Below are 18,536 nucleotides of genomic sequence, written 5' to 3'. Positions count from 1 at the left end.
CTGCATCGTTATGCGCGGTGGCGTGACGCCACCGCGGTTTCATTTAAAGCGTATGTTCGGTACGGGCGATAATATCATCCTGCGCATCAGGGGATAAGGCCGTAAAGAACGCGGAGTAACCCGCCACGCGCACGACCAGATCGCGATACTTATCCGGGTGTGCTTTGGCGTCCAGCAGGGTTTCACGCGAGACAATGTTGTACTGAACGTGCCATCCCTTATGCACTTCAAAGAAAGTGCGCAGCATCTGCATCAGTTTCTGGCGATCGCGTAAGTTATCCAGTGTGGACGGGTTAAGCTTCTGATTCAACAGCACGCCGCCAAGTATTTTCGCCACCGGCAGTTTTCCGACCGAGTTAATCACCGCCGTTGGCCCCAGACGGTCAGTGCCTGACGCCGGGCTTGCGCCTTCCGCCAGCGGCGTTCTGGCCTTGCGTCCGTCCGGCGTCGCCATCGTCGCCGCGCCAAAAGGCACGTTCGCGGAGATAGACGACGTACCCGCGTAGTAAGTGCCGCCGATCGGGCCGTGCCCGAAGCGGGTATTGTGATACTGCTTCAGCTCGTCGATGTACGTCTGGTACGCGCGCGCCAGCAACAGATCGACATCGTCATCGTCATTGCCATATTTCGGGGCGCTGTTGATCAGTCGCTGGCGCAGCTGTTCGCCGGTCAGCCCTTCAAAATCGTTATTCAGCGCCTGCGCCAGCTGCGGCTGCGTCACCACGCTCTGTTCGAACACCAGCCTGCGCACCGCGGCGAGACTGTTGCCGAGGTTGGCGATCCCCACCTGCAACCCGGATACCCAGTCATATTTCGCGCCGCCTTGCTTAATGCTCTTGCCGCGCTCAATGCAGTCATCGACCAGCGCCGAGCAGAGAATATCGTGCGCGTTCTCTTCAAGAACAGTATCCACCACGCATTCAATTTCAATCGATTTGCGGGTGTAGTAGCGGATCTGGTTATCCCAGGCGTCCATCACTTCGCTGAAGTGGCTGAAATTGCCGGCGGAGAGCGCCTTTTCCTGCGGCAGGAAAACTTTACCGGTCGTCGCGTCGCGACCGCCTTCCAGCGCCGCCAGCATCACGCGGGCGAAGTTAATAAAGCTCATGCCGGTGCAGCGATAACCCCATTTCCCGCCGACCGCCGTTTCAATGCAGCCAATGGCCGCGTAGTCATAGGCGTCTTCGCGGCTGACCCCAAGCTTAATAAATTCGTCGATGACTATTTCATCGTTGTTAAACGCAGGCATCCCGAAGCCGCAGCGGATCACCTGGACGCAGGCGTCGAGGAATTCATTACTCATTCCGGCGTGGTAACGCACGCTGAGGTTCGGCTGGGTGGAGCGCAGCCGACCGCACGATTCCAGCACCGCCCACGAGAGCGGGTTGACCGCGTCCACCGGCTCGCCGTTAAGCAGACGTTGTCCGCCAATCGTGACGTTCTGGTAGAGCGGGCTGCCTGCAGAGGCTTTTGAATGCGATCCGGAACGGATTTTGTTGACCTCCAGCAGCTTCAGCCAGCAGCTCTGCAACAGTTCGATGGCGCGCTCGCGCTCCAGCGTCTGTTCAAGTTCGACATCGCGGCGATACCAGGGATAGAGATATTGATCGAGGCGGCCAAACGATACGGAATGTCCATTGGACTCAATCTGCAACACCAGCTGCACAAAATAGCAGAGCTGTAACGCCTGCCAGAAAGACGCAGGCGGCTGGTGCGCGATATGCGCGCAGTTAGCGGCAATGGCGAGCAACTCATCGCGACGCGCCGGGCGTTTTTCCTCCTGCGCCATTTGTGAAGCGAGCGCCGCGAAGCGCCGGATATGCTCGCTGAGCGCGCTAAAAGTAATGTCGATCGCTTTCAGGAACTGCTCTTTATGCAGATCGCCCTGATCGGTCAGCAGCAGACGCGCGCGGCGCTCCGCCACTTTGGCTCGCAGGCCGTCGAGACCTTTTTCCAGCAGCAGCGGGAAATTCACCGCCAGATGCGCGTCGCCGGAGGTCATATTGCCTTCCGCTTTGATAATGCCCGACGCCAGCAGTTCTTTTTGCTCATCGGTAAACATGCCGTAGCAGCGATCCTGCACCGTCTGGCCGCGCCACCACGGGCAGATTTCATGCATCACGGTTTTATCCTGCGGGCTGACGGAGAACCCGGCGCCGGGGCGGTCGGCGAGATCGTCAATCTCTTTCTCAATCCAGCTGACGGTATATTCCGGGAAAAACGGAGCCGCGCGCACCTGACTTGCCTGATTGCCGACGATCAGCTCGTCATGTTTGATCCAGATAGTGCGGTTCGCCAGGTGATGCGCCAGCGCCAGCGCGCGGCGTACCGGCAGCGGTTTATCCTGATGCTGCTGGTACATTGCGGTGTAGTGCTGCGCGCGCTCAGTACAGACCGGCGGACGCACGATTTGCACCAGCGCCGCTTTGTGGGCTTTGATGCGCTCGGGGAGAAAAGCGAGATTGAGTTCAGTCATGATGGTTATCCTCTTATCCATGCGGTGAGCCCTTTCTGGCGGGCGTAATCTTCGGCAAACGCCAGCAGCGCCGGTTCGTCGAGCGGCGTTGCGGGTGCCAGATAGGGCCAGTCCAGCAGGCGGTACTTATTGATGCCAAGGGTGTGGTAGGGCAGAAAATGAATGTCGCGGGCGCCGGTTTCATCGGCCGCGAAATCCGTGATAGCGCGAATGGAAGCTTTATCAGCGTTAAAACCGGGGATCAGCGGGACGCGGATCGTCATCTTCACGCCCGCCGCGGCCAGCCGCCGGAAATTATCCAGCACACGTTCAGCGCTGCCGTCGGTCCAGGCGTGAAAACGCTCAGGGTCGACATGCTTTAAGTCAGCCAAAAGAAGATCAAGAAACGGCAGCGACGGGGCGATATGCTTCCACGGCACATGCAAACACGATTCCACCGCCGTATGGATGCCCGCTTCACGGCTGCGCTGTAACAGCATTTTCGCCATCTCCGGCTGCATGAACGGCTCGCCGCCGGAAAGCGTGATACCGCCGCCGCTGCGGGCGTAGAAGGGACGATCGCGCAGCACGGTGTCCATGATCGTCTCGAGGCTTCGGGATTCGCCACAGACGCTCAGCGCCTGCGTGGGGCAGCAGTCGGTGAGCGCATCGAGCGCGGCGTCATCCAGCGCCGCACGGTCAATCACGACGGTCTCGCCATTGCGATGAATCGCCTGCGGGCAGGTGCGCTCGCAGAGATCGCAGCCGCTCAGGCACAGCCGCTCGTCAAACAGTACGTCGCGCTGGCGGCGACGGCTTTCCGGGTTCTGGCACCAGCGGCAGCCGAGCGAACAGCCTTTCAGGAAGACGACGGTTCGAATGCCCGGCCCGTCATGCGTGGAATAGCGTTGCAGGTTAAAGATCATCGTCGTTATGCTCGTGTTGTTTCATTAGAAAATGATCTTACTTTCGAATGAAAGTTTTATTGACGGCGATCAGCTTTATCCGCACCGGCTGATTTAAGATGGCGGCAATGTTAACTTGCTCAAAACAGGAGTCGTTATGGAACTGTATCTCGACACCGCGGATGTCGCGGCTGTTAAACGTCTGGCGAATATTCTGCCGCTACAGGGCGTCACCACGAACCCTTCCATTGTGGCGCGCGCGGGCGTGAAACTCTGGGATCTGCTTCCCGCGTTGCAGGAGGCGCTGAACGGTGAAGGCAAACTTTTTGCGCAGGTCGTGGCGTCAGACACGGCGCAGATGGTTCGGGAGGCGGAACTGCTGGCGCAGCGGGCGCCGGGGCTGGTGGTGAAAATTCCGGTCACGCCTGCGGGGCTCGCGGCGATGAAAATCCTTAAACCGTCCGGGATTCCGCTGCTTGGCACGGCGGTGTACGGCGCGATGCAGGGGCTGATGGCGGCGCTGGCGGGGGCGGAATATATCGCGCCTTATGTCAATCGCCTGGATGCGCAGGGCGGTGACGGTGTGGCGACGGTCAGTGAATTGCAGGAACTGCTGACGCTGCACGCGTCGCAGTCAAAAGTGCTGGCGGCGAGCTTTCGCACGCCGCAGCAGGCGCTTGGCTGTCTGCTCGCCGGGTGCCAGTCGATTACGCTGCCCGTGGATGTCGCCGATCAGTTGCTCAATACGCCCGCGGTCGCGGCGGCGGTTGAGGGTTTCGGGCGCGAATGGCAGCAGGCGTTCGGCACGCTCAGCCTGTAAGCGCTTAAGGCGTCAGATCTCCCAGGGCGCCTTCTCTTTTTTCTCCCCCGGCTCCTCTCCCTGCTGGCCCTGCGCCAGCAGTTCCGCCTTCAGAATTTCCAGGTTATGGATGGCGGAGTGGTAATCGCCCGCCACCAGAATATCCAGAACGGTATCGATACGGTCAGCCAGCTGCTGCGGATTTACTGTCGGCATAATGCTTCCTTTTTACGGTTGGTACAGGCCCATGATGCAGAAAAGCGGCGTCAAAGAGAAGCGGGCGGCTCTCTTAATACGCCGCCAGAATCAATCATTTCGCTTTAAAAGATAAATTATGGTTATAAAACAGGCCGGCTTCCCGTGCGAAACGCGGCTGTGAATTAGTCTGATCCTGCGCATAACGCGTTAACTTACATGAGGAAAGACTATGTCAGTATTCAACCAATCGACCTGCAAACTCTTTACCGATACAGCGCGTTTTACTCAGCTTTCCGGGTTTTACGAGGAAGAACGCCGCATTATCTGGATGATGCTGCGGGCCCAGCCGCGTCCGTGTTTTAACCATGTTCTTATCGAAGAGATCATGAACCTCAGCTATCTGGTGCAGGAGGCCAGGCTGGAGGTGGATTTCTGGGTCACCGGCTCGCTGGTCCCCGGCATGTATAACACCGGCGGCGATTTACAGTTTTTCGTCGACTGCATTCGCAACGGCAAACGCGAAGCGCTGCGCGCCTATGCCCGCGCCTGCGTGGACTGCGTACACGCCGCCTCGCGCGGATTTGACTGCGGCGCCATTAGCCTTGCGATGGTAGAAGGCAGCGCGCTCGGCGGCGGTTTCGAAGCGGCGCTGGCGCACCATTTTGTTCTGGCCCAGCGCGACGCCCGCATGGGGTTCCCGGAGATTGCGTTTAATCTCTTCCCCGGCATGGGCGGCTATTCGCTGGTGACGCGCCGCGCCGGGATGCGCCTTGCCGAGGAGCTTATCTGGCAGGGCGAATCTCACACCGCCGAGTGGTATCAGCCACAGGGGCTGGTGGATCAGCTCTTTGAGCCAGGCCAGGGGTTTGTGGCGACGAGGACGTTTATCGACACCCTCAAACCGCGGCTGAACGGGGTGAGGGCGATGCTCCGGGCGCGCCAGCGCGTGCTGCGCCTCTCGCGTAACGAGCTGATGGAAATCACCGAAGACTGGGTGGACGCAGCGTTCAGCCTGGAGCCGAAAGATGTGGGCTATATGGAGCGCCTGATCCAGCTACAAAACCGCCATACCGCCGCGGCGCTGCGTAAAGCAGGCTAACGGCCATCACCTCAGACGCCGTTTACGGCGTCTGTTTCCCGGCGCGATAGCGTTGATACCAGCGTTCAAGATCGCTGGCGGTCATCGGGCGGGCGAACAGAAACCCCTGGCGCTGATCGACGCCGTTTTGCGTCAGAAACGCATCTTCCTCTTCGCTTTCGACGCCCTCAGCGATCACCTGCAAATCGAGCGCTTTCGCCACCGCGACGATGGCGTGCACGAGCGACTGCGATACCGGCTGCTTATGAATATCGCGCACGAAGCTTTGATCGAGTTTAATGGCATCCAGCGGGAAACGCGCCAGCTGCGAGAGGGATGAATACCCGGTGCCGAAATCGTCCAGATGCACCTGCGCGCCCAGCGCGCTGAACTCGTTGATCACCGACAGCGCCAGCTCGGCGTTTTCAATCAGGCAGCTTTCGGTGATCTCTACGTCAATAGGGCTGCAAGTAAAATGCATATCGGCAAGCGCCTGGCGCAGATCGCTTATCAGCGTCTGGTCGGCAAGCTGGCGCGCCGACACATTCACCGCGACCCGCAACAGTATGCCCGCATCGCGCCACTTCGCCACCTGGCGCACCACGTCCAGCATCACCCAGCGCCCGAGCGGCACGATGAGTCCGGACTCTTCGGCATAAGAGATAAAATCGAGCGGCGGGATCAGCCCCCGCTCCGGCGACTGCCAGCGCACCAGCGCTTCCAGGCTATCCACCACGCCATCCGCCGCTATTTTCGGCTGATAGTGAATCACCAGCTGATTCTTCTCCAGCGCCTTGCGCAGGTTGGTATCAAGCCAGAGATACTCAAACACCCGCTGGTTCATCTCCGGACAAAAGACGCAGAATTTGCCGCGCCCATTCTCTTTGGCGTTATACATCGCCGTGTCGGCGTTGCGGATGACGCTCTCGCGGTCGTCGCCATGCTGAGGCGCGAGGGCAATGCCGAGTGAGCAACCGGTATAGACTTCAATCAGCCCGATACGAAACGGATGCTTTAGTCGGGAGATGATCCGCGACGACATCGCCTCCAGCGCCGCCTGCGACGTATCGGTCGCCATCACGATAAACTCATCGCCGCCGAGGCGCGCCAGCACCTGATCTTTCTCAAGACAGCTCAGAATGGCGAGCGACACCGCCTGGAGTAACTGGTCGCCAAACATATGCCCGTAGGCATCGTTAACCTTTTTAAAATTATCGAGATCGAGATAAACGATGCCCACCTGCGTGTCGCCGCGTTTAGCGATGGCGTCGCTGATCATTTCATGGATAGCGTTGCGGTTGGGCAGGCCGGTAATGGCGTCGGTATTGGCAAGCACGCGCAGGCGCTCCTGCGCGCGGCGCTCCTCGGTGATATCGGTGCCGGAGCAAATCAGGAAAATTTCGTTGCGCCCGCTGCCGCTGTGGACAAACTTATTGCGAAACAGAAACAGCCGCTGGCCTTTGCGCGTCTTGATCCAGCGTTCGACTTCATAGGAGCTGCCGTTGCGGAAAAAACCGGTGATATTGCGCCGCGAGGCAGATGCTTCGGCGGGCGTCATAAACAGCTTAAAGACATTCTGCCCGATCACTTCCTGCTCTTTCAGGCCCGTATATTCTTCGCTCAGCCGGTTGAAGCGCTGGATATTGCCGTGGCGATCGAGGATCACGATGACCGAATTGGCTTCAGACACCACCTGTTCGGCGAAGGAGAGTCCTTGCACCAGATCGCGCGCCACCGAGGTGGTGTCGTGCCACGCCGACGCCGTGCCCGCCCACTCTTTGCGGGAGACTTTGCGCCCCACCAGATGCACCGGCACCGGTTCGCCAAACAGCGATAACGACAGCGTGACGCTTGAGGTAATCACACTCATGGTACGGATCTGCGCGGCCTGTTCCGGCGTCAGCGGCACCACATGGCTGGTGACGGCCTCTTCGCTGGCGGCAAGCTGCAACGCGTTGCTGTCCAGCGGCAGGCGCCAGAAAGGGCTGGTGGCGCCGCAGTAGCGGTACAGCAGATTATTCTCCAGGTCGTCTTTCATGCTCTCTCCCGAACCCACACCAGGCGCTGCGCAAACGGCACAGCCGGACTCTGCCGGCAATAACAGGCAAAACGTTTGTTTTTACGGGAATATATTGTTGGCGAAGGCGGCAAACCCGGTGCGGCCACGGCCATTTCGCTTAATTCTCAAAGCGTTAAATTACGACGCACTCTGTTAGTGTGATCGTTTTTTAGAAAAATGCCCAAGTGAGACGGGAAAATTGTGCGCGCTCACACAGAGGGGAAGACGAGACGGGGGAGAAGAAGCACTCCCCGGCGGGGCCGGGGAGTGGAGGGTCAGGCGACCGGGCGTGCGATCACGCTGCGGGTTTCCATACGCACTTCGGCGATGGTCACGTCGATAACATCGGTCACTTTATAGACGGTTTCGCCTTTGATCTGTACGGTGCCGTTTTCCTGGCTGCAGACCAGCTCATCGCGCACCGCGTGCAGGAACGGCGCAGGAATAAAGGCGACCGCGCCGTTATCCACCAGACGCACGCGCATGCCGCCGCGGCTGACATCGATAATTTCCGCCGCGAAGCGGGTATCGGTGCCGGCTTTGTCTTTCAGGAAACGGGCATACAACCAGTCGCCCACGTCTCGCTCCGCCATGCGGTTGAGACGACGGCGCTCGGCCATCTGTACGGTGGACGCTTCCTGCGGACGTGACGCGCTTTCGCCTTTAATGATGGCTTTCAGCAGACGGTGGTTAACCATATCGCCATATTTACGGATCGGCGAAGTCCAGGTCGCGTATGCTTCGAGGCCCAGGCCGAAGTGCGGGCCCGGCTCGGTGCTGATTTCCGCAAACGACTGGAAACGGCGGATGCGGCTGTCGAGGAAGCCGGACGGCTGCGCGTCGAGTTCGCGGCGCAGCTTGCAGAAGCCTGGCAGGGTCAGCACGTCGTTCGCATCCACATGCATGCCGTGGCTTTGCAGCAGCGTCGCCAGCTGTTCGGTGCTGGCCGGGTCGAAGCCTGCGTGCACGTTATACACGCCGAAGCCCAGCTTGTCGCGCAGCACGCGCGCGGCGCAGATGTTCGCGGCAATCATCGATTCTTCAACGATACGGTTAGCGATACGGCGCGGCTCGGCCACGATATCCAGCACTTCGCCTTTTTCGCCAAGCACAAAGCGGTAATCCGGGCGGTCTTTAAACACCAGCGCATGTTCGGTACGCCAGGCGCTGCGGCGCTGGCAAATCTGCTGCAGCAGGCGGATCTGCGCGGCAATCGCCTCGCTGCCCGGCTGCCAGTCGCCTTTTTCTTCCAGCCAGTCAGAGACATCGTCATACGCCAGTTTGGCTTTCGATTCGATGGTCGCTGCGAAGAAGTGAATGTCGTCGCTGATAGCGCCGTCGGCGTCGATAATCATGCGGCAGACCAGCGCCGGGCGCTGTTCGCCTTCGCGCAGCGAGCAGAGATCGTCGGAAAGCTCGCGCGGCAGCATCGGGATGTTAAAGCCCGGCAGGTAGTTGGTGAACGCGCGCACTTTGGCGATGTTGTCGAGCTTGCTGCCTTCGGCGATCCACGCGGTCGGATCGGCAATCGCGACGGTCAGCTGCAGGCGGTCGCCCTCCAGCGCTTCGACATACAGCGCATCGTCCATATCTTCGGTGCTGGCGCTGTCGATAGTGACGAAATCGAGCGCGGTTAAATCTTCACGCGTCAGGTTTTCATCCAGCATTTCGGTCGCCACGCCGTCCGGCGCTTCGCGCTCAAGATTGTGGCGGGCAAGCGTCACCCACCACGGCACGAAATGGTCGTCGCCGAAGGTAATAAACTGGGTCAGTTCCGCGTAGAAGCCGCGATCGCCTTTCAGCGGATGACGGCGCATCTCCGCCACCGCCCAGTCGCCATTCTGAAAATCATGGCTGACGCCGCGTTCAGCGCGGCACGGGATGGCGTCTTTCAGCAGCGGATGATCGGGAACGATAGAGAGACGATCGTCTTTCTTTTGCACCCGGCCCACAAAGCGGGTCAGGAAGGGTTCGATAAGCTCTTCGGGCTCGGCGGATTCTTTTTCCTTTTCCGTATGGATAACGGCAATGACGCGATCGCCGTGCATCACTTTCTTCATCTGCGGAGGCGGAATGAAGTAACTTTTCTGCGCGTCAACCTCAAGGAAACCAAAACCTTTTTCCGTGGCTTTTACTACCCCTTCGGCGCGCGGCGTCTGGGAATGCAGTTGCTGTTTAAGCTGCGCAAGCAGCGGGTTATCCTGAAACATAGTGTCGAATTTTCGTGGCCAAAAGAGCGGCTGACAGTTTTACGCGATTGCGCGCCTCCCGGCAAGCGCTCTTTAGGCCGCCGCGGGCTACGCGGCGACGCCAAGACCGAGCCGCAGACGGTTTACCCAGCCGCAGGCGCTGCCGAAAGCGAGCAGGCGTAGCGCCGTCTGCGGAGCGAAACCAGCCTCAATCAGCGGCTCAAGCTGCGCGTGACCAAACCGCGCGGGCGCGCGGGTCAGCATCTGCATCGCCTGGATAATGGCGCGCGCTCTCGGGTGATTATGGCTCCAGGCGAGCAGCGCCCGTTCGCCGTTGCGCGCCGCATCCGCAAGGCCTGGCTCGGCGCGCAGGCGCAGCGCGGCCTCGTCAAAACAGCTGGCGCTGCCGTTAATGCGCGCGGATACCAGCGCCGCCAGCGCCGCGTCAGCCGCGTCCTCCGGCCTTTGCAGCGTGGCGAGCAGGGCGGCGAGGCCCTGTAACGCGCTTGCGTCATGGGCCAGCAGAGAGAGCAGCGGTTGCAGCAACGGTTCGTCAAGCGCCGCGTTATAGGCGGCCTGTTGTTCGGGACTGGCCCAGCCCATTTCGAGCGCCGGGAGATCGGGCTGCCAGCGCGATTCGGACGCGGTGAAAAGCGAGGCGGGCGCGTCCTGTTGCATGTCGATGCCCGGCAGCCAGCGCGCCGGCTGGCCGGGCTGCGCCTGTAACAGCGCCACCGCGCGGGCCTGAAAGCCCACGAAACCGATAATCTGCGTAAAGGTGACGATGTCATACACCGAGAGCCCGGCGTCTTCCAGCTGCGTGCGCGCCGCGCTGTCAATCAGCGTCGGCTGGCTGGCGAGCTGGCGAGCCGTCTGTGTGAGCAGCGTCAGGCGACGGTTGCTTTCCCGCGAGGAATCCGGCCCCGGCTCCGGCGCCAGACGGGCGGCGTAATGGTTGCACAGCCGCTGCACGCCGCAGACCTGAGCCACGGTCAGCGCGGCGCTGAGGCGGTCATAGACGCTGAGCGTATGAAGGCGGGTGACGTCGTGTTTATCAGGCAGCAGGGAAGGGATAAGCGCACGCGCGGCGTCGCACCAGGGCGCATGGGCGGCGATGTTCATGTCGTCCAGCGGCAGGTCGAGCAGAAAACGGTCCTCCACCTTTGCGGCTTCGGGAACTAACGGCAGCGGATCTGCCGGACAGAGGCTGGACTGGGTTTCATGATACCAGTGGCTTTTGCCGGTAAGGCGGCGTTGTTCCATGGTCGTTCCTTGTCTGAAAATGAGCGCCCGGAACGGCGGAAACAATACGCGGCGCCGGGCAGGTCACGCACGACTATCCTGGCGTAACACGTCACGGCGATAAAAGATTGTTCGGTGATAACAAATATCAGAAAGGCATAAATAAAAAGGGCAGGTTGAAAACCTGCCCTTTGGCGAGAAACCGGAAGATTATTTCAGTTCCAGCTCATTCATCGCAGCGATGCTGAAACCGCCGTCAACGTGAACCACTTCGCCGGTGATACCGCCGGAGAGATCGGAACACAGGAACGCCGCGGAGTTACCCACGTCTTCGATGGTGACGGTGCGGCGGATCGGGGTGACCGCTTCGCAGTGCGCCAGCATCTTACGGAAATCTTTAATGCCGGAAGCCGCCAGCGTGCGGATCGGGCCTGCGGAGATGGCGTTAACGCGCACGCCTTCCGGACCCATCGCGTTCGCCATGTAGCGTACGTTGGCTTCCAGAGACGCTTTCGCCAGACCCATCACGTTGTAGTTCGGGATAGCACGCTCTGCGCCCAGGTAGGAGAGGGTCAGCAGCGCCGCGTTCGGGTTCAGCATAGAACGGCACGCTTTCGCCATTGCCACAAAGCTGTATGCGCTGATGTCGTGCGCGATTTTGAAGCCTTCACGGGTCACGGCGTTAACGTAGTCGCCGTCCAGCTGATCGGCCGGCGCGAAACCGATGGAGTGTACGAAACCGTCAAATTTCGGCCAGACTTTGGCAAGCTCGGTGAACAGCGCGTCGATGCTTTCATCTTCCGCAACGTCACACGGCAGCACGATGCTGGAGTCCAGTTGAGCGGCAAACTCTTCCACGCGGCCTTTCAGCTTGTCGTTCTGGTAGGTGAACGCCAGTTCAGCCCCTTCACGGTGCATTGCCTGTGCGATACCGTACGCGATGGACAGTTTGCTGGCTACGCCAGTCACCAGAATGCGCTTACCGGTAAGAAAACCCATAGCTTTTAATCCTTATCGTCATTGTTATGGCGGCAGGCCGAAAACGCCAGCCGTCGTTAAAACGCGGCGATTCTAGCATGACTCGCCGGAGGAGTTAATCCGACCACTACAGATGGCGGATTAGCGGTCTTTCCGCCAGGCGTCGGCGGTTAAGGCTTCGCCGAAATGACTGGCGATAAGCCGTTTGGTTAAATCGTGCAGCGGCGAGGCGAGGACATCGGCCGTGCTGCCGCGCTCCACCACTTCGCCCTGATGCATCACCATCACCTGATCGCTGATGTGTTTCATCATGCCGATGTGCTGGGTCACATAAATATAAGAGATACCCTGTTTTTCCTGTAATTCCAGCATCAGGTTGATTAACTGCGAACGCATCGACATATCGAGCGACGCCAGCGCTTCGTCGGCGATAATCACCTTCGGGCGCAGGATCAGCGCGCGCGCGAGGCCCAGGCGCTGCTTCTGACCCGGCGCCAGCATATGCGGATAGTAGCTGACGTGATCGGGCAGCAGGCCGACCATGCGCAGCGTCTCTTTAATGCGTTTCGCGCGGGCTTCCGGCTCCAGATCGGTATTGAGCCGCAGCGGGAAGTCGAGAATCTGCGAAATACGCTGGCGCGGGTTGAGCGACGTCGACGGGTCCTGAAAAATCATGCGGATCCGCTGGCTGCGAAACGAATAATCGCCAAACGTCAGGGGGTGATCGTCAATCACCAGATCGCCTGTGGTCGGCGCGACCATGCCGGCCAGCATTTTGGCGAGCGTGGATTTGCCGGAGCCATTCTCGCCGATGATAGCCAGCGTCTGGCGTTCGCGCAGGGTAAAGCTCAGCGGCTTCACCGCCTCGACGGTCTGGCGGCGAAACCAGCCGGTGCGGTAGCGATAGGTTTTACTCAGGTTGCGAACCTGCAACAGCGTTTCCACCATTTCACTCTCTCTCCATGTTCAGCGGGAAATGGCAGGCGAAAAGATGATTTTTCGGCCCGTCGAGACGCGGGGTTTCGATGCACTTGCGCTGGGCATACGGGCAGCGCGGCCCGAGGCGGCAGCCAATCGGTAGATGCTCAAGCAGCGGGATCGCGCCCGGCAGCGTATTGAGACGGCTTTTATGCGGCATCGCGCTGCCGAAATCCGGGATCGCGCGGATCAGCGCCTGGGTGTAAGGGTGGTGCGGGGTGGAGATCAGCTCCTCGCTCGGCGCGGTCTCCACCGTCTGCCCGCAGTAAAGCACGTCGATGCGGTCGGCCCACTGGCTCAGCATCTGCAAATCGTGGCTGATAAGCAGAATCGTCGTGTTGTTATTCTGATTCAGCCGCGAGAGCAAGCGGAAAATCTGCGCCTGGGTGGTCGGCTCCATCGCGTTGGTCGGCTCATCGGCAATCAACAGACGCGGCTGGTTGGCGAGCGCAATCGCGATCATCACCTTCTGGCATTCGCCTTCCGTCAGCTCATAGGGGAAGCTGCGCATGGCGTCTTTGTGATCTTTGATCCCGACGCGATGCAGCAGCTCGATGGCCCGGCGCTTGCGCCAGCCAAAACGCTGCCACCAGCGGCCTTTGTACGTCCAGCCGGGGATGTTTTGCATCAGCTGGCGGCCAATTTTCTCGGACGGATCGAGACAGGATTGCGGCTCCTGAAAAATCATCGACACGTTATGGCCCACCAGACGGCGGCGCTCGCGCGGCGAGAGGCGCAGCAGGTCGATATCGTCAAAGCGCATACGGTCGGCGGTGATGCGCCAGTTGTCTTTCGTCACTCCGCAGATCGCTTTCGCAATCAGGCTCTTACCGGAGCCCGATTCGCCCACCAGCCCGCGAATGTCGCCTTCCGGCAGACTCAGGCTCACGCGGTCCACGGCTTTCACCCAGCCTTCGCTGGTTTTAAATTCAATCGTCAGATTACGGATATCCAGCAGCGGCATTATTCCACCCCCGCGTCGATGGCGCGACGAATACCGTCGCCCAGTAAATTCACCAGCAATACGCTAATCATGATGGCAGCGCCCGGCAGCATCACCGTCCAGGGGGCGACATATATCAGTTCCAGCGCGTCGCCGAGCATCGCGCCCCATTCGGGCGAAGGGAGCTGCGCGCCGAGATCGAGAAAACCGAGCGCCGCGATATCGAGAATGGCAATCGACAGCGCGCGGGTGATTTCGCCGACCAGCACCGAAGCGGTGTTAGGCAGCACGGCGAACCACAGAATATTAAAGGTGGTCGCGCCATCCAGCCGCGCGGCGATGACATACTCTTTTTCCAGTTCGTCATGCACCATGCTGTATACCGAGCGCACCATGCGCGGCACCAGCGCCAGCCAGACGGCCAGCATCGCATGGCTGAGCTGCGGCCCCGCGAAGGCGACCACAATAATCGCCAGCAGCAGGGACGGAATAGAGAGCAGCGTGTCGAGCACATGATTGAGCACCGCCGAGCGCAGCCCGTGGGTGGCGCCCGCCAGTACGCCCAGCACCAGCCCGCAGACGGTCGCGGCGAGCGTCACCACGAACGCGCCGCCGATGGTTGGGGCCGCGCCGCTCAGAAGACGGCTTAACAGATCGCGCCCTAAATCGTCGGTGCCGAGGAAGAACGAAACTTCGCCATAGCGCGACCATGACGGCGGCAGCAGCTGGTAACCGAGAAATTGTTGATCGATGCCGTAGGGCGCGAACAGCCTGCCGAACACGCATAACAGCACCAGACCCGCACAGCCGTACAGGCCCACCATCGCGACGGTGTCGCCGTAGAATTTGCGCCAGACGGTGCGCAGCGCGCCCGGCGGGCGTTTTTCGCGATAGACGCTATCGTAAGGCATACCATTCCTTATGTTTCAGCGGGTTCGCCAGCGCGCCCAGAATATCCGAAATCACGTTCACCAGAATCACCAGCGACCCGACAACCATCACGCCTGCGGAGATCGCGGCGTAGTCCTGCTGGCGAATGGCGTTAATCAGCCAGCGGCCAAGCCCTGGCCAGCTAAAGACCATTTCGGTGATCATCGCGAGGGTCAGCATGGTGGAGAATTGCAGCCCCAGACGCGGGATCACCGGCGGCAGGGCGTTATGCAGCACATGGCGGCGCAGAATCGTCAGGCGTGACAGCCCGCGCGTGGATGCCGCTTTGATGTAGTTGCGCTCCAGGATCTCCACGGTGCTGACGCGCACCAGACGGATCACTTCGGTGGTCGGCGCGACGGCGAGCGTCAGCACCGGCAGCACCATGTGGCGCAGCGCGCTTAAAATCATCTCGTGACGCCACGGCGAGTCAGAAAGCCAGGCGTCAATCAGCGCGAAACCGGTCACCGTTTTCACTTCATACAGCAGATCGAAGCGCCCGGAGACCGGGAACCAGCCGAGCGTCAGTGAAAAGAAGAGGGTGAAAAGCAGCGCCAGCCAGAACACCGGAATCGAAAAACCGAGCAGGGCCACGGCGCTGATAAGCTTATCCTGCCATTTACCGCGCAGAATGCCCGCCGCCATGCCGACCGGAATGCCCACCAGCAGCGCCAGGCCGAACGCCAGCACGCAGAGCTCCATCGTGGCCGGGAACACCTCACGCAGCTGCGTGGAGATCAACTGGCCGTTAATGCTGGAGACGCCGAAATCCCAGTGCAGCACGCTGTCACACCAGAACAGCCAGGCATTCCAGAGCGAGGCGCCCTGGAGCGGCGCGTGCGGCGTGAAATAGCTCAGGCAGAAGCCGACGATGGTCAGGAAAAACAGCGTGATAACCAGCAGCACCAGACGACGCAGGGTAAAGATAATCATGGCTGTTTGTCCTCAGTGGGTTCGCGCGAGACGCCCGCGAACGAGGCGTTGCCGAACGGGCTCAATACCAGGCCTTTCATATCGTAACGATACGCCTGCAGCCGCAGCGATGACGCCAGCGGCAGCACCGGCAACTGTTCCGCCAGGATCGTCTGCGCGCGGGTATAGGCTTCAATCCGGTACGCCAGCTGCTGCGAGGAGAGGGCCGACTGCAGCACGCCGTCAAAATCGCGATCGCACCAGTGGGCGTAGTTGGTTTGCGACCGAATAGCCGCGCAGCTTAGCAGCGGCCGGAAGAAACTGTCCGGATCGTTACTGTCCGTCGACCAGCCAGCGAGCGTTAAATCGTGGTTCATGTCCATCAGACGGGCCTCCTGAAAACGGCCCTCCACCGGGACGATATCCACCGTCACGCCCACCTGCGCCAGATCCGCCTGCAACAGTTCGGCCGTTTTGAGCGGGCTCGGGTTCCAGGCCTGGGAGCTGGTGGGCACCCACAGCTTCAGCGTCAGGTTTTCAAGCCCCAGCGCTTTCAGCTGCGCGCGCGCTTTATCCGGGTTGTATTCGGTGATTTTCGCGTTGTTGTCATACGCCCAGGAGGCGCGCGGCAGAATCGACGCGGCGGTTTCCGCCGTGCCGTAATAGATAGACTGCATCAGACGCTGGTTATTAATGGCCAGCGCCAGGGCGTGGCGCACTTTCGGGTTATCGAGCGGCGCTTTATGGGTATTAAACGCCAGATAGGCGATATTCATACCGGGGCGCAGCGTCAGGCGCAGGCGCGGATCGTCCCTGAGGCTGGTGAGCTGACTCGCGGCAGGCCAGGCCAGCACGTCGCACTCGCCGGTCAGCAGCTTGGACAGACGCCCCGTGCCGCCGGAGCCGAGATCGATAACCACCTGCGGCATCTGCGGTTTGCCGCGCCAGTAAGCGTCGTGGCGCAGCAGGCGAATGTACTGCCCGGCGCGATACTCGCCGAGACGGAACGGCCCGGTGCCGACAGGCTCGCGATCCAGCTCCTCCTGATTGCCGCTGCGCTCAAGCGCCGCCGCATACTCCGCCGACATCACCGACGCGTAATGCGTGGCGAGATGCCATAAGAAGGAAGCGTCCGGCTGGCGTAAGCGAAACTCCACGGTGCGGTTATCCAGCTTGCGCACGCTGCGGACGTTATCGGCGAACTGGAGACTGTCGAAATAGGGATAGCTGCCGCCGTTGACGTTATGCCACGGGTGTTTCGGGTCGATAATACGCTGAAAGCTGAACACCACGTCGTCGGCGTTCAGCGCGCGCGTGGGCGTAAACCAGCGGGTGTGCTGAAACTGCACGTTCGGGCGCAGGCGAAAACGCCAGGTGATACCGTCATCCGGCGTCTCCCAGCTTTCGGCAAGCTCCGGCACCAGCCGATAGGTATAAGGATCGACATCCAGCAGCCGGTCATAAAGCTGGGCGGCGAGCGTATCGACCGTCAGCCCGCTCCCCACTTTTTGGGGATTAAAGGTATTAACCTGGCCATTAACGCAATAGACAAATCCGCTCTGGCGAATATCGCCGGGCGATTCGGCGGGAAGCGCAGCAAAAGCCGGTACGCTCAGTAGCCCGAGCGTCGCTAAAAAGGAGGAGAGAATTCCGCGCATAAGTTTTTGAGTTGTTTTAGTCACCAGGCAAAGTGTATCGCACTTACGCGCCCTGCGTAAAAAACTCTGCGGGCGTTTGGGTTAAAAGTATCCGCCCTTAGCGAATTTCATGTTTTTTCAGCAGCGCGCGCAGCTGGTGATAGGTTAAACCCAGCAGTTCCGCGGCCTGTTTCTGGTTATATTTCGCCGCCTGCAGGCTCGCTTCCAGCAGCCGTTTTTCTTCGTCATGCTGCCATTTGCGCAGGTTCAGCGGCAGCGACGGGCCGCTGGTCTGTGCATCGATCGTCGTCGCAGGCGGCATCTCCGCCTGCTCGCGGCGAAACGGATCGAGAATAATATTATCCACCGGCTCGTCGCTGCTGGCGTGACGGTACACCGAGCGCTCCACCACATTTTTCAGCTCGCGGATATTCCCGGGCCACCGGTAGCCGAGCAGCGTCTCGCGCGCCCGTTCGGTAAAGCCCGGAAAGAGCGGCAGGCCCAGCTCGCGGCACATCTGGATGGCGAACTGCTCCGCCAGCAGCATGATATCGCTGTCGCGCTCGCGAAGGGCGGGGAGCAACACCACATCAAAGGCGAGCCGGTCGAGCAGGTCGGCGCGAAACTTCTCTTCCTCGACGAGTTGCGGCAGATCGGCATTGGTGGCGCAGATAAGACGCACGTTCACCTGCAAGGGCTGGCTACCGCCGACGCGCTCCAGCTCGCCATATTCAATCACCCTTAGCAGTTTTTCCTGCACCAGCATCGGCGCGGTGGCGAGTTCATCCAGAAACAGCGTGCCGCCGTCGGCGCGCTCAAAGCGGCCGGGGTGGCGCTTCTGCGCGCCGGTAAACGCCCCGGCCTCATGGCCGAACAGCTCGGAATCGAGCAGATTTTCATTCAGCGCCGCGCAGTTGAGCGAGATAAACGGCCCCTGCCAGCGGCGCGACAGGTAGTGCAGGCGGTGGGCGATAAGTTCCTTGCCGGTGCCGCGCTCGCCAATAATCAGCACGGGTTTATCGAGCGGCGCGACTCGTGAGACTTGTTCCAGCACCTCAAGAAACCGGTTCGCCTCGCCAATCAGGTTATCTTTGTATTCTGTCATGATGAAATTCACCACTTAGTAGCGTATATCACTACTCTAGCCTGGAAGGCACTAACGGCAAAATTTTCATTATCCTTTATAATCAAGGCATTAAAAAACTGGCACGGAGTTTGTATTAAGCCATACAG

At 60.2% G+C, this 18,536-nt stretch carries 15 protein-coding genes; 2 read left to right on the top strand and 13 right to left on the bottom strand.

From position 1 onward, the window contains the following. Positions 1-43 precede the first annotated feature (43 nt). Both AFK65_RS10975 and AFK65_RS10970 read right to left on the bottom strand, forming a co-directional pair. The gene (locus AFK65_RS10975; RefSeq protein ID WP_038857042.1) at positions 44-2,476 is read right to left on the bottom strand and encodes a formate C-acetyltransferase/glycerol dehydratase family glycyl radical enzyme; all 2,433 of its coding nucleotides are present in this window, start codon (positions 2,474-2,476) and stop codon (positions 44-46) included. 5 nt (positions 2,477-2,481) lie between these two features. Next, complete coding sequence (locus tag AFK65_RS10970) at positions 2,482-3,381, bottom strand: glycyl-radical enzyme activating protein (protein WP_007698306.1); 900 nt, start codon at positions 3,379-3,381, stop codon at positions 2,482-2,484. 136 nt (positions 3,382-3,517) lie between these two features. On the opposite strand from AFK65_RS10970, the gene fsa reads away from it, so the two are divergent. After that, entirely contained in the window at positions 3,518-4,180 is a 663-nt protein-coding gene (gene fsa / locus AFK65_RS10965) for a fructose-6-phosphate aldolase (RefSeq protein ID WP_007698304.1), read from the top strand. 12 nt (positions 4,181-4,192) lie between these two features. Here fsa and AFK65_RS10960 read toward each other — a convergent pair whose 3' ends face one another. Further along, positions 4,193-4,375, bottom strand: a complete 183-nt coding sequence (locus AFK65_RS10960) for a YciZ family protein (RefSeq protein ID WP_038857046.1) — start codon at positions 4,373-4,375, stop codon at positions 4,193-4,195. Positions 4,376-4,586: 211 nt separating this feature from the next. Here AFK65_RS10960 and AFK65_RS10955 point away from each other — a divergent pair, with 211 nt between their 5' ends. Beyond that, a complete protein-coding gene (locus AFK65_RS10955) occupies positions 4,587-5,456 on the top strand; it encodes a crotonase/enoyl-CoA hydratase family protein (RefSeq protein ID WP_038857049.1) in 870 nt (289 codons plus the stop codon). 22 nt (positions 5,457-5,478) lie between these two features. On the opposite strand, the gene pdeR is transcribed toward AFK65_RS10955, so the two are convergent. The 10 genes from pdeR to pspF form a co-directional block, all read right to left on the bottom strand. Continuing rightward, a complete protein-coding gene (gene pdeR, locus AFK65_RS10950; RefSeq protein ID WP_038857052.1) occupies positions 5,479-7,473 on the bottom strand; it encodes a cyclic di-GMP phosphodiesterase in 1,995 nt (664 codons plus the stop codon). A gap of 296 nt (positions 7,474-7,769) precedes the next feature. Continuing rightward, positions 7,770-9,704 (bottom strand): exoribonuclease II, encoded by a 1,935-nt coding sequence (locus AFK65_RS10945; RefSeq protein ID WP_038857053.1) that lies wholly within the window; start codon positions 9,702-9,704, stop codon positions 7,770-7,772. Positions 9,705-9,791: 87 nt separating this feature from the next. Further along, a complete protein-coding gene (locus AFK65_RS10940) occupies positions 9,792-10,946 on the bottom strand; it encodes a carboxymuconolactone decarboxylase family protein (protein WP_038857055.1) in 1,155 nt (384 codons plus the stop codon). Between the two features lie 189 nt (positions 10,947-11,135). After that, a complete protein-coding gene (gene fabI, locus AFK65_RS10935) occupies positions 11,136-11,924 on the bottom strand; it encodes an enoyl-ACP reductase FabI (RefSeq protein WP_004385358.1) in 789 nt (262 codons plus the stop codon). Between the two features lie 120 nt (positions 11,925-12,044). Continuing rightward, complete coding sequence (sapF, locus tag AFK65_RS10930) at positions 12,045-12,851, bottom strand: putrescine export ABC transporter ATP-binding protein SapF (RefSeq protein ID WP_007698262.1); 807 nt, start codon at positions 12,849-12,851, stop codon at positions 12,045-12,047. A 1-nt stretch (position 12,852) separates the two neighbouring features. Beyond that, the gene (gene sapD / locus AFK65_RS10925; protein WP_004385360.1) at positions 12,853-13,845 is read right to left on the bottom strand and encodes a putrescine export ABC transporter ATP-binding protein SapD; all 993 of its coding nucleotides are present in this window, start codon (positions 13,843-13,845) and stop codon (positions 12,853-12,855) included. After that, positions 13,845-14,735 (bottom strand): putrescine export ABC transporter permease SapC, encoded by an 891-nt coding sequence (gene sapC / locus AFK65_RS10920; RefSeq protein WP_007698258.1) that lies wholly within the window; start codon positions 14,733-14,735, stop codon positions 13,845-13,847. The genes sapD and sapC overlap by 1 nt, the downstream gene beginning before the upstream one ends. Then, on the bottom strand, positions 14,722-15,687 hold the full coding sequence (gene sapB, locus AFK65_RS10915; RefSeq protein WP_007698257.1) for a putrescine export ABC transporter permease SapB: 966 nt from the start codon (positions 15,685-15,687) through the stop codon (positions 14,722-14,724). The genes sapC and sapB overlap by 14 nt, the downstream gene beginning before the upstream one ends. After that, the gene (sapA, locus tag AFK65_RS10910; RefSeq protein ID WP_038857057.1) at positions 15,684-17,324 is read right to left on the bottom strand and encodes an ABC transporter substrate-binding protein SapA; all 1,641 of its coding nucleotides are present in this window, start codon (positions 17,322-17,324) and stop codon (positions 15,684-15,686) included. Before sapA ends, sapB begins: the two co-directional genes overlap by 4 nt. Before the next feature lie 97 nt (positions 17,325-17,421). Then, positions 17,422-18,423 (bottom strand): phage shock protein operon transcriptional activator, encoded by a 1,002-nt coding sequence (pspF, locus tag AFK65_RS10905; protein ID WP_162139046.1) that lies wholly within the window; start codon positions 18,421-18,423, stop codon positions 17,422-17,424. Positions 18,424-18,536: the final 113 nt, after the last annotated feature.

Origin of the sequence: Cronobacter universalis NCTC 9529, assembly GCF_001277175.1 — a bacterium.
GTDB lineage: Bacteria > Pseudomonadota > Gammaproteobacteria > Enterobacterales > Enterobacteriaceae > Cronobacter > Cronobacter universalis.
Note: the sequence above shows the minus strand (reverse complement) of the source record. Positions and strands in the feature narration are given on the sequence as shown.

Bases quoted from the DNA above. Each gene is read 5' to 3' on its own strand.
- fabI (WP_004385358.1), bottom strand. From the start codon at position 11,924: ATGGGTTTTCTTACCGGTAAGCGCATTCTGGTGACTGGCGTAGCCAGC.
- AFK65_RS10945 (WP_038857053.1), bottom strand. From the start codon at position 9,704: ATGTTTCAGGATAACCCGCTGCTTGCGCAGCTTAAACAGCAACTGCAT.
- pdeR (WP_038857052.1), bottom strand. From the start codon at position 7,473: ATGAAAGACGACCTGGAGAATAATCTGCTGTACCGCTACTGCGGCGCC.
- sapA (WP_038857057.1), bottom strand. From the start codon at position 17,324: ATGCGCGGAATTCTCTCCTCCTTTTTAGCGACGCTCGGGCTACTGAGC.
- fsa (WP_007698304.1), top strand. From the start codon at position 3,518: ATGGAACTGTATCTCGACACCGCGGATGTCGCGGCTGTTAAACGTCTG.
- sapD (WP_004385360.1), bottom strand. From the start codon at position 13,845: ATGCCGCTGCTGGATATCCGTAATCTGACGATTGAATTTAAAACCAGC.
- AFK65_RS10975 (WP_038857042.1), bottom strand. From the start codon at position 2,476: ATGACTGAACTCAATCTCGCTTTTCTCCCCGAGCGCATCAAAGCCCAC.
- sapF (WP_007698262.1), bottom strand. From the start codon at position 12,851: ATGGTGGAAACGCTGTTGCAGGTTCGCAACCTGAGTAAAACCTATCGC.
- sapC (WP_007698258.1), bottom strand. From the start codon at position 14,735: ATGCCTTACGATAGCGTCTATCGCGAAAAACGCCCGCCGGGCGCGCTG.
- AFK65_RS10960 (WP_038857046.1), bottom strand. From the start codon at position 4,375: ATGCCGACAGTAAATCCGCAGCAGCTGGCTGACCGTATCGATACCGTT.
- AFK65_RS10955 (WP_038857049.1), top strand. From the start codon at position 4,587: ATGTCAGTATTCAACCAATCGACCTGCAAACTCTTTACCGATACAGCG.
- sapB (WP_007698257.1), bottom strand. From the start codon at position 15,687: ATGATTATCTTTACCCTGCGTCGTCTGGTGCTGCTGGTTATCACGCTG.
- AFK65_RS10940 (WP_038857055.1), bottom strand. From the start codon at position 10,946: ATGGAACAACGCCGCCTTACCGGCAAAAGCCACTGGTATCATGAAACC.
- AFK65_RS10970 (WP_007698306.1), bottom strand. From the start codon at position 3,381: ATGATCTTTAACCTGCAACGCTATTCCACGCATGACGGGCCGGGCATT.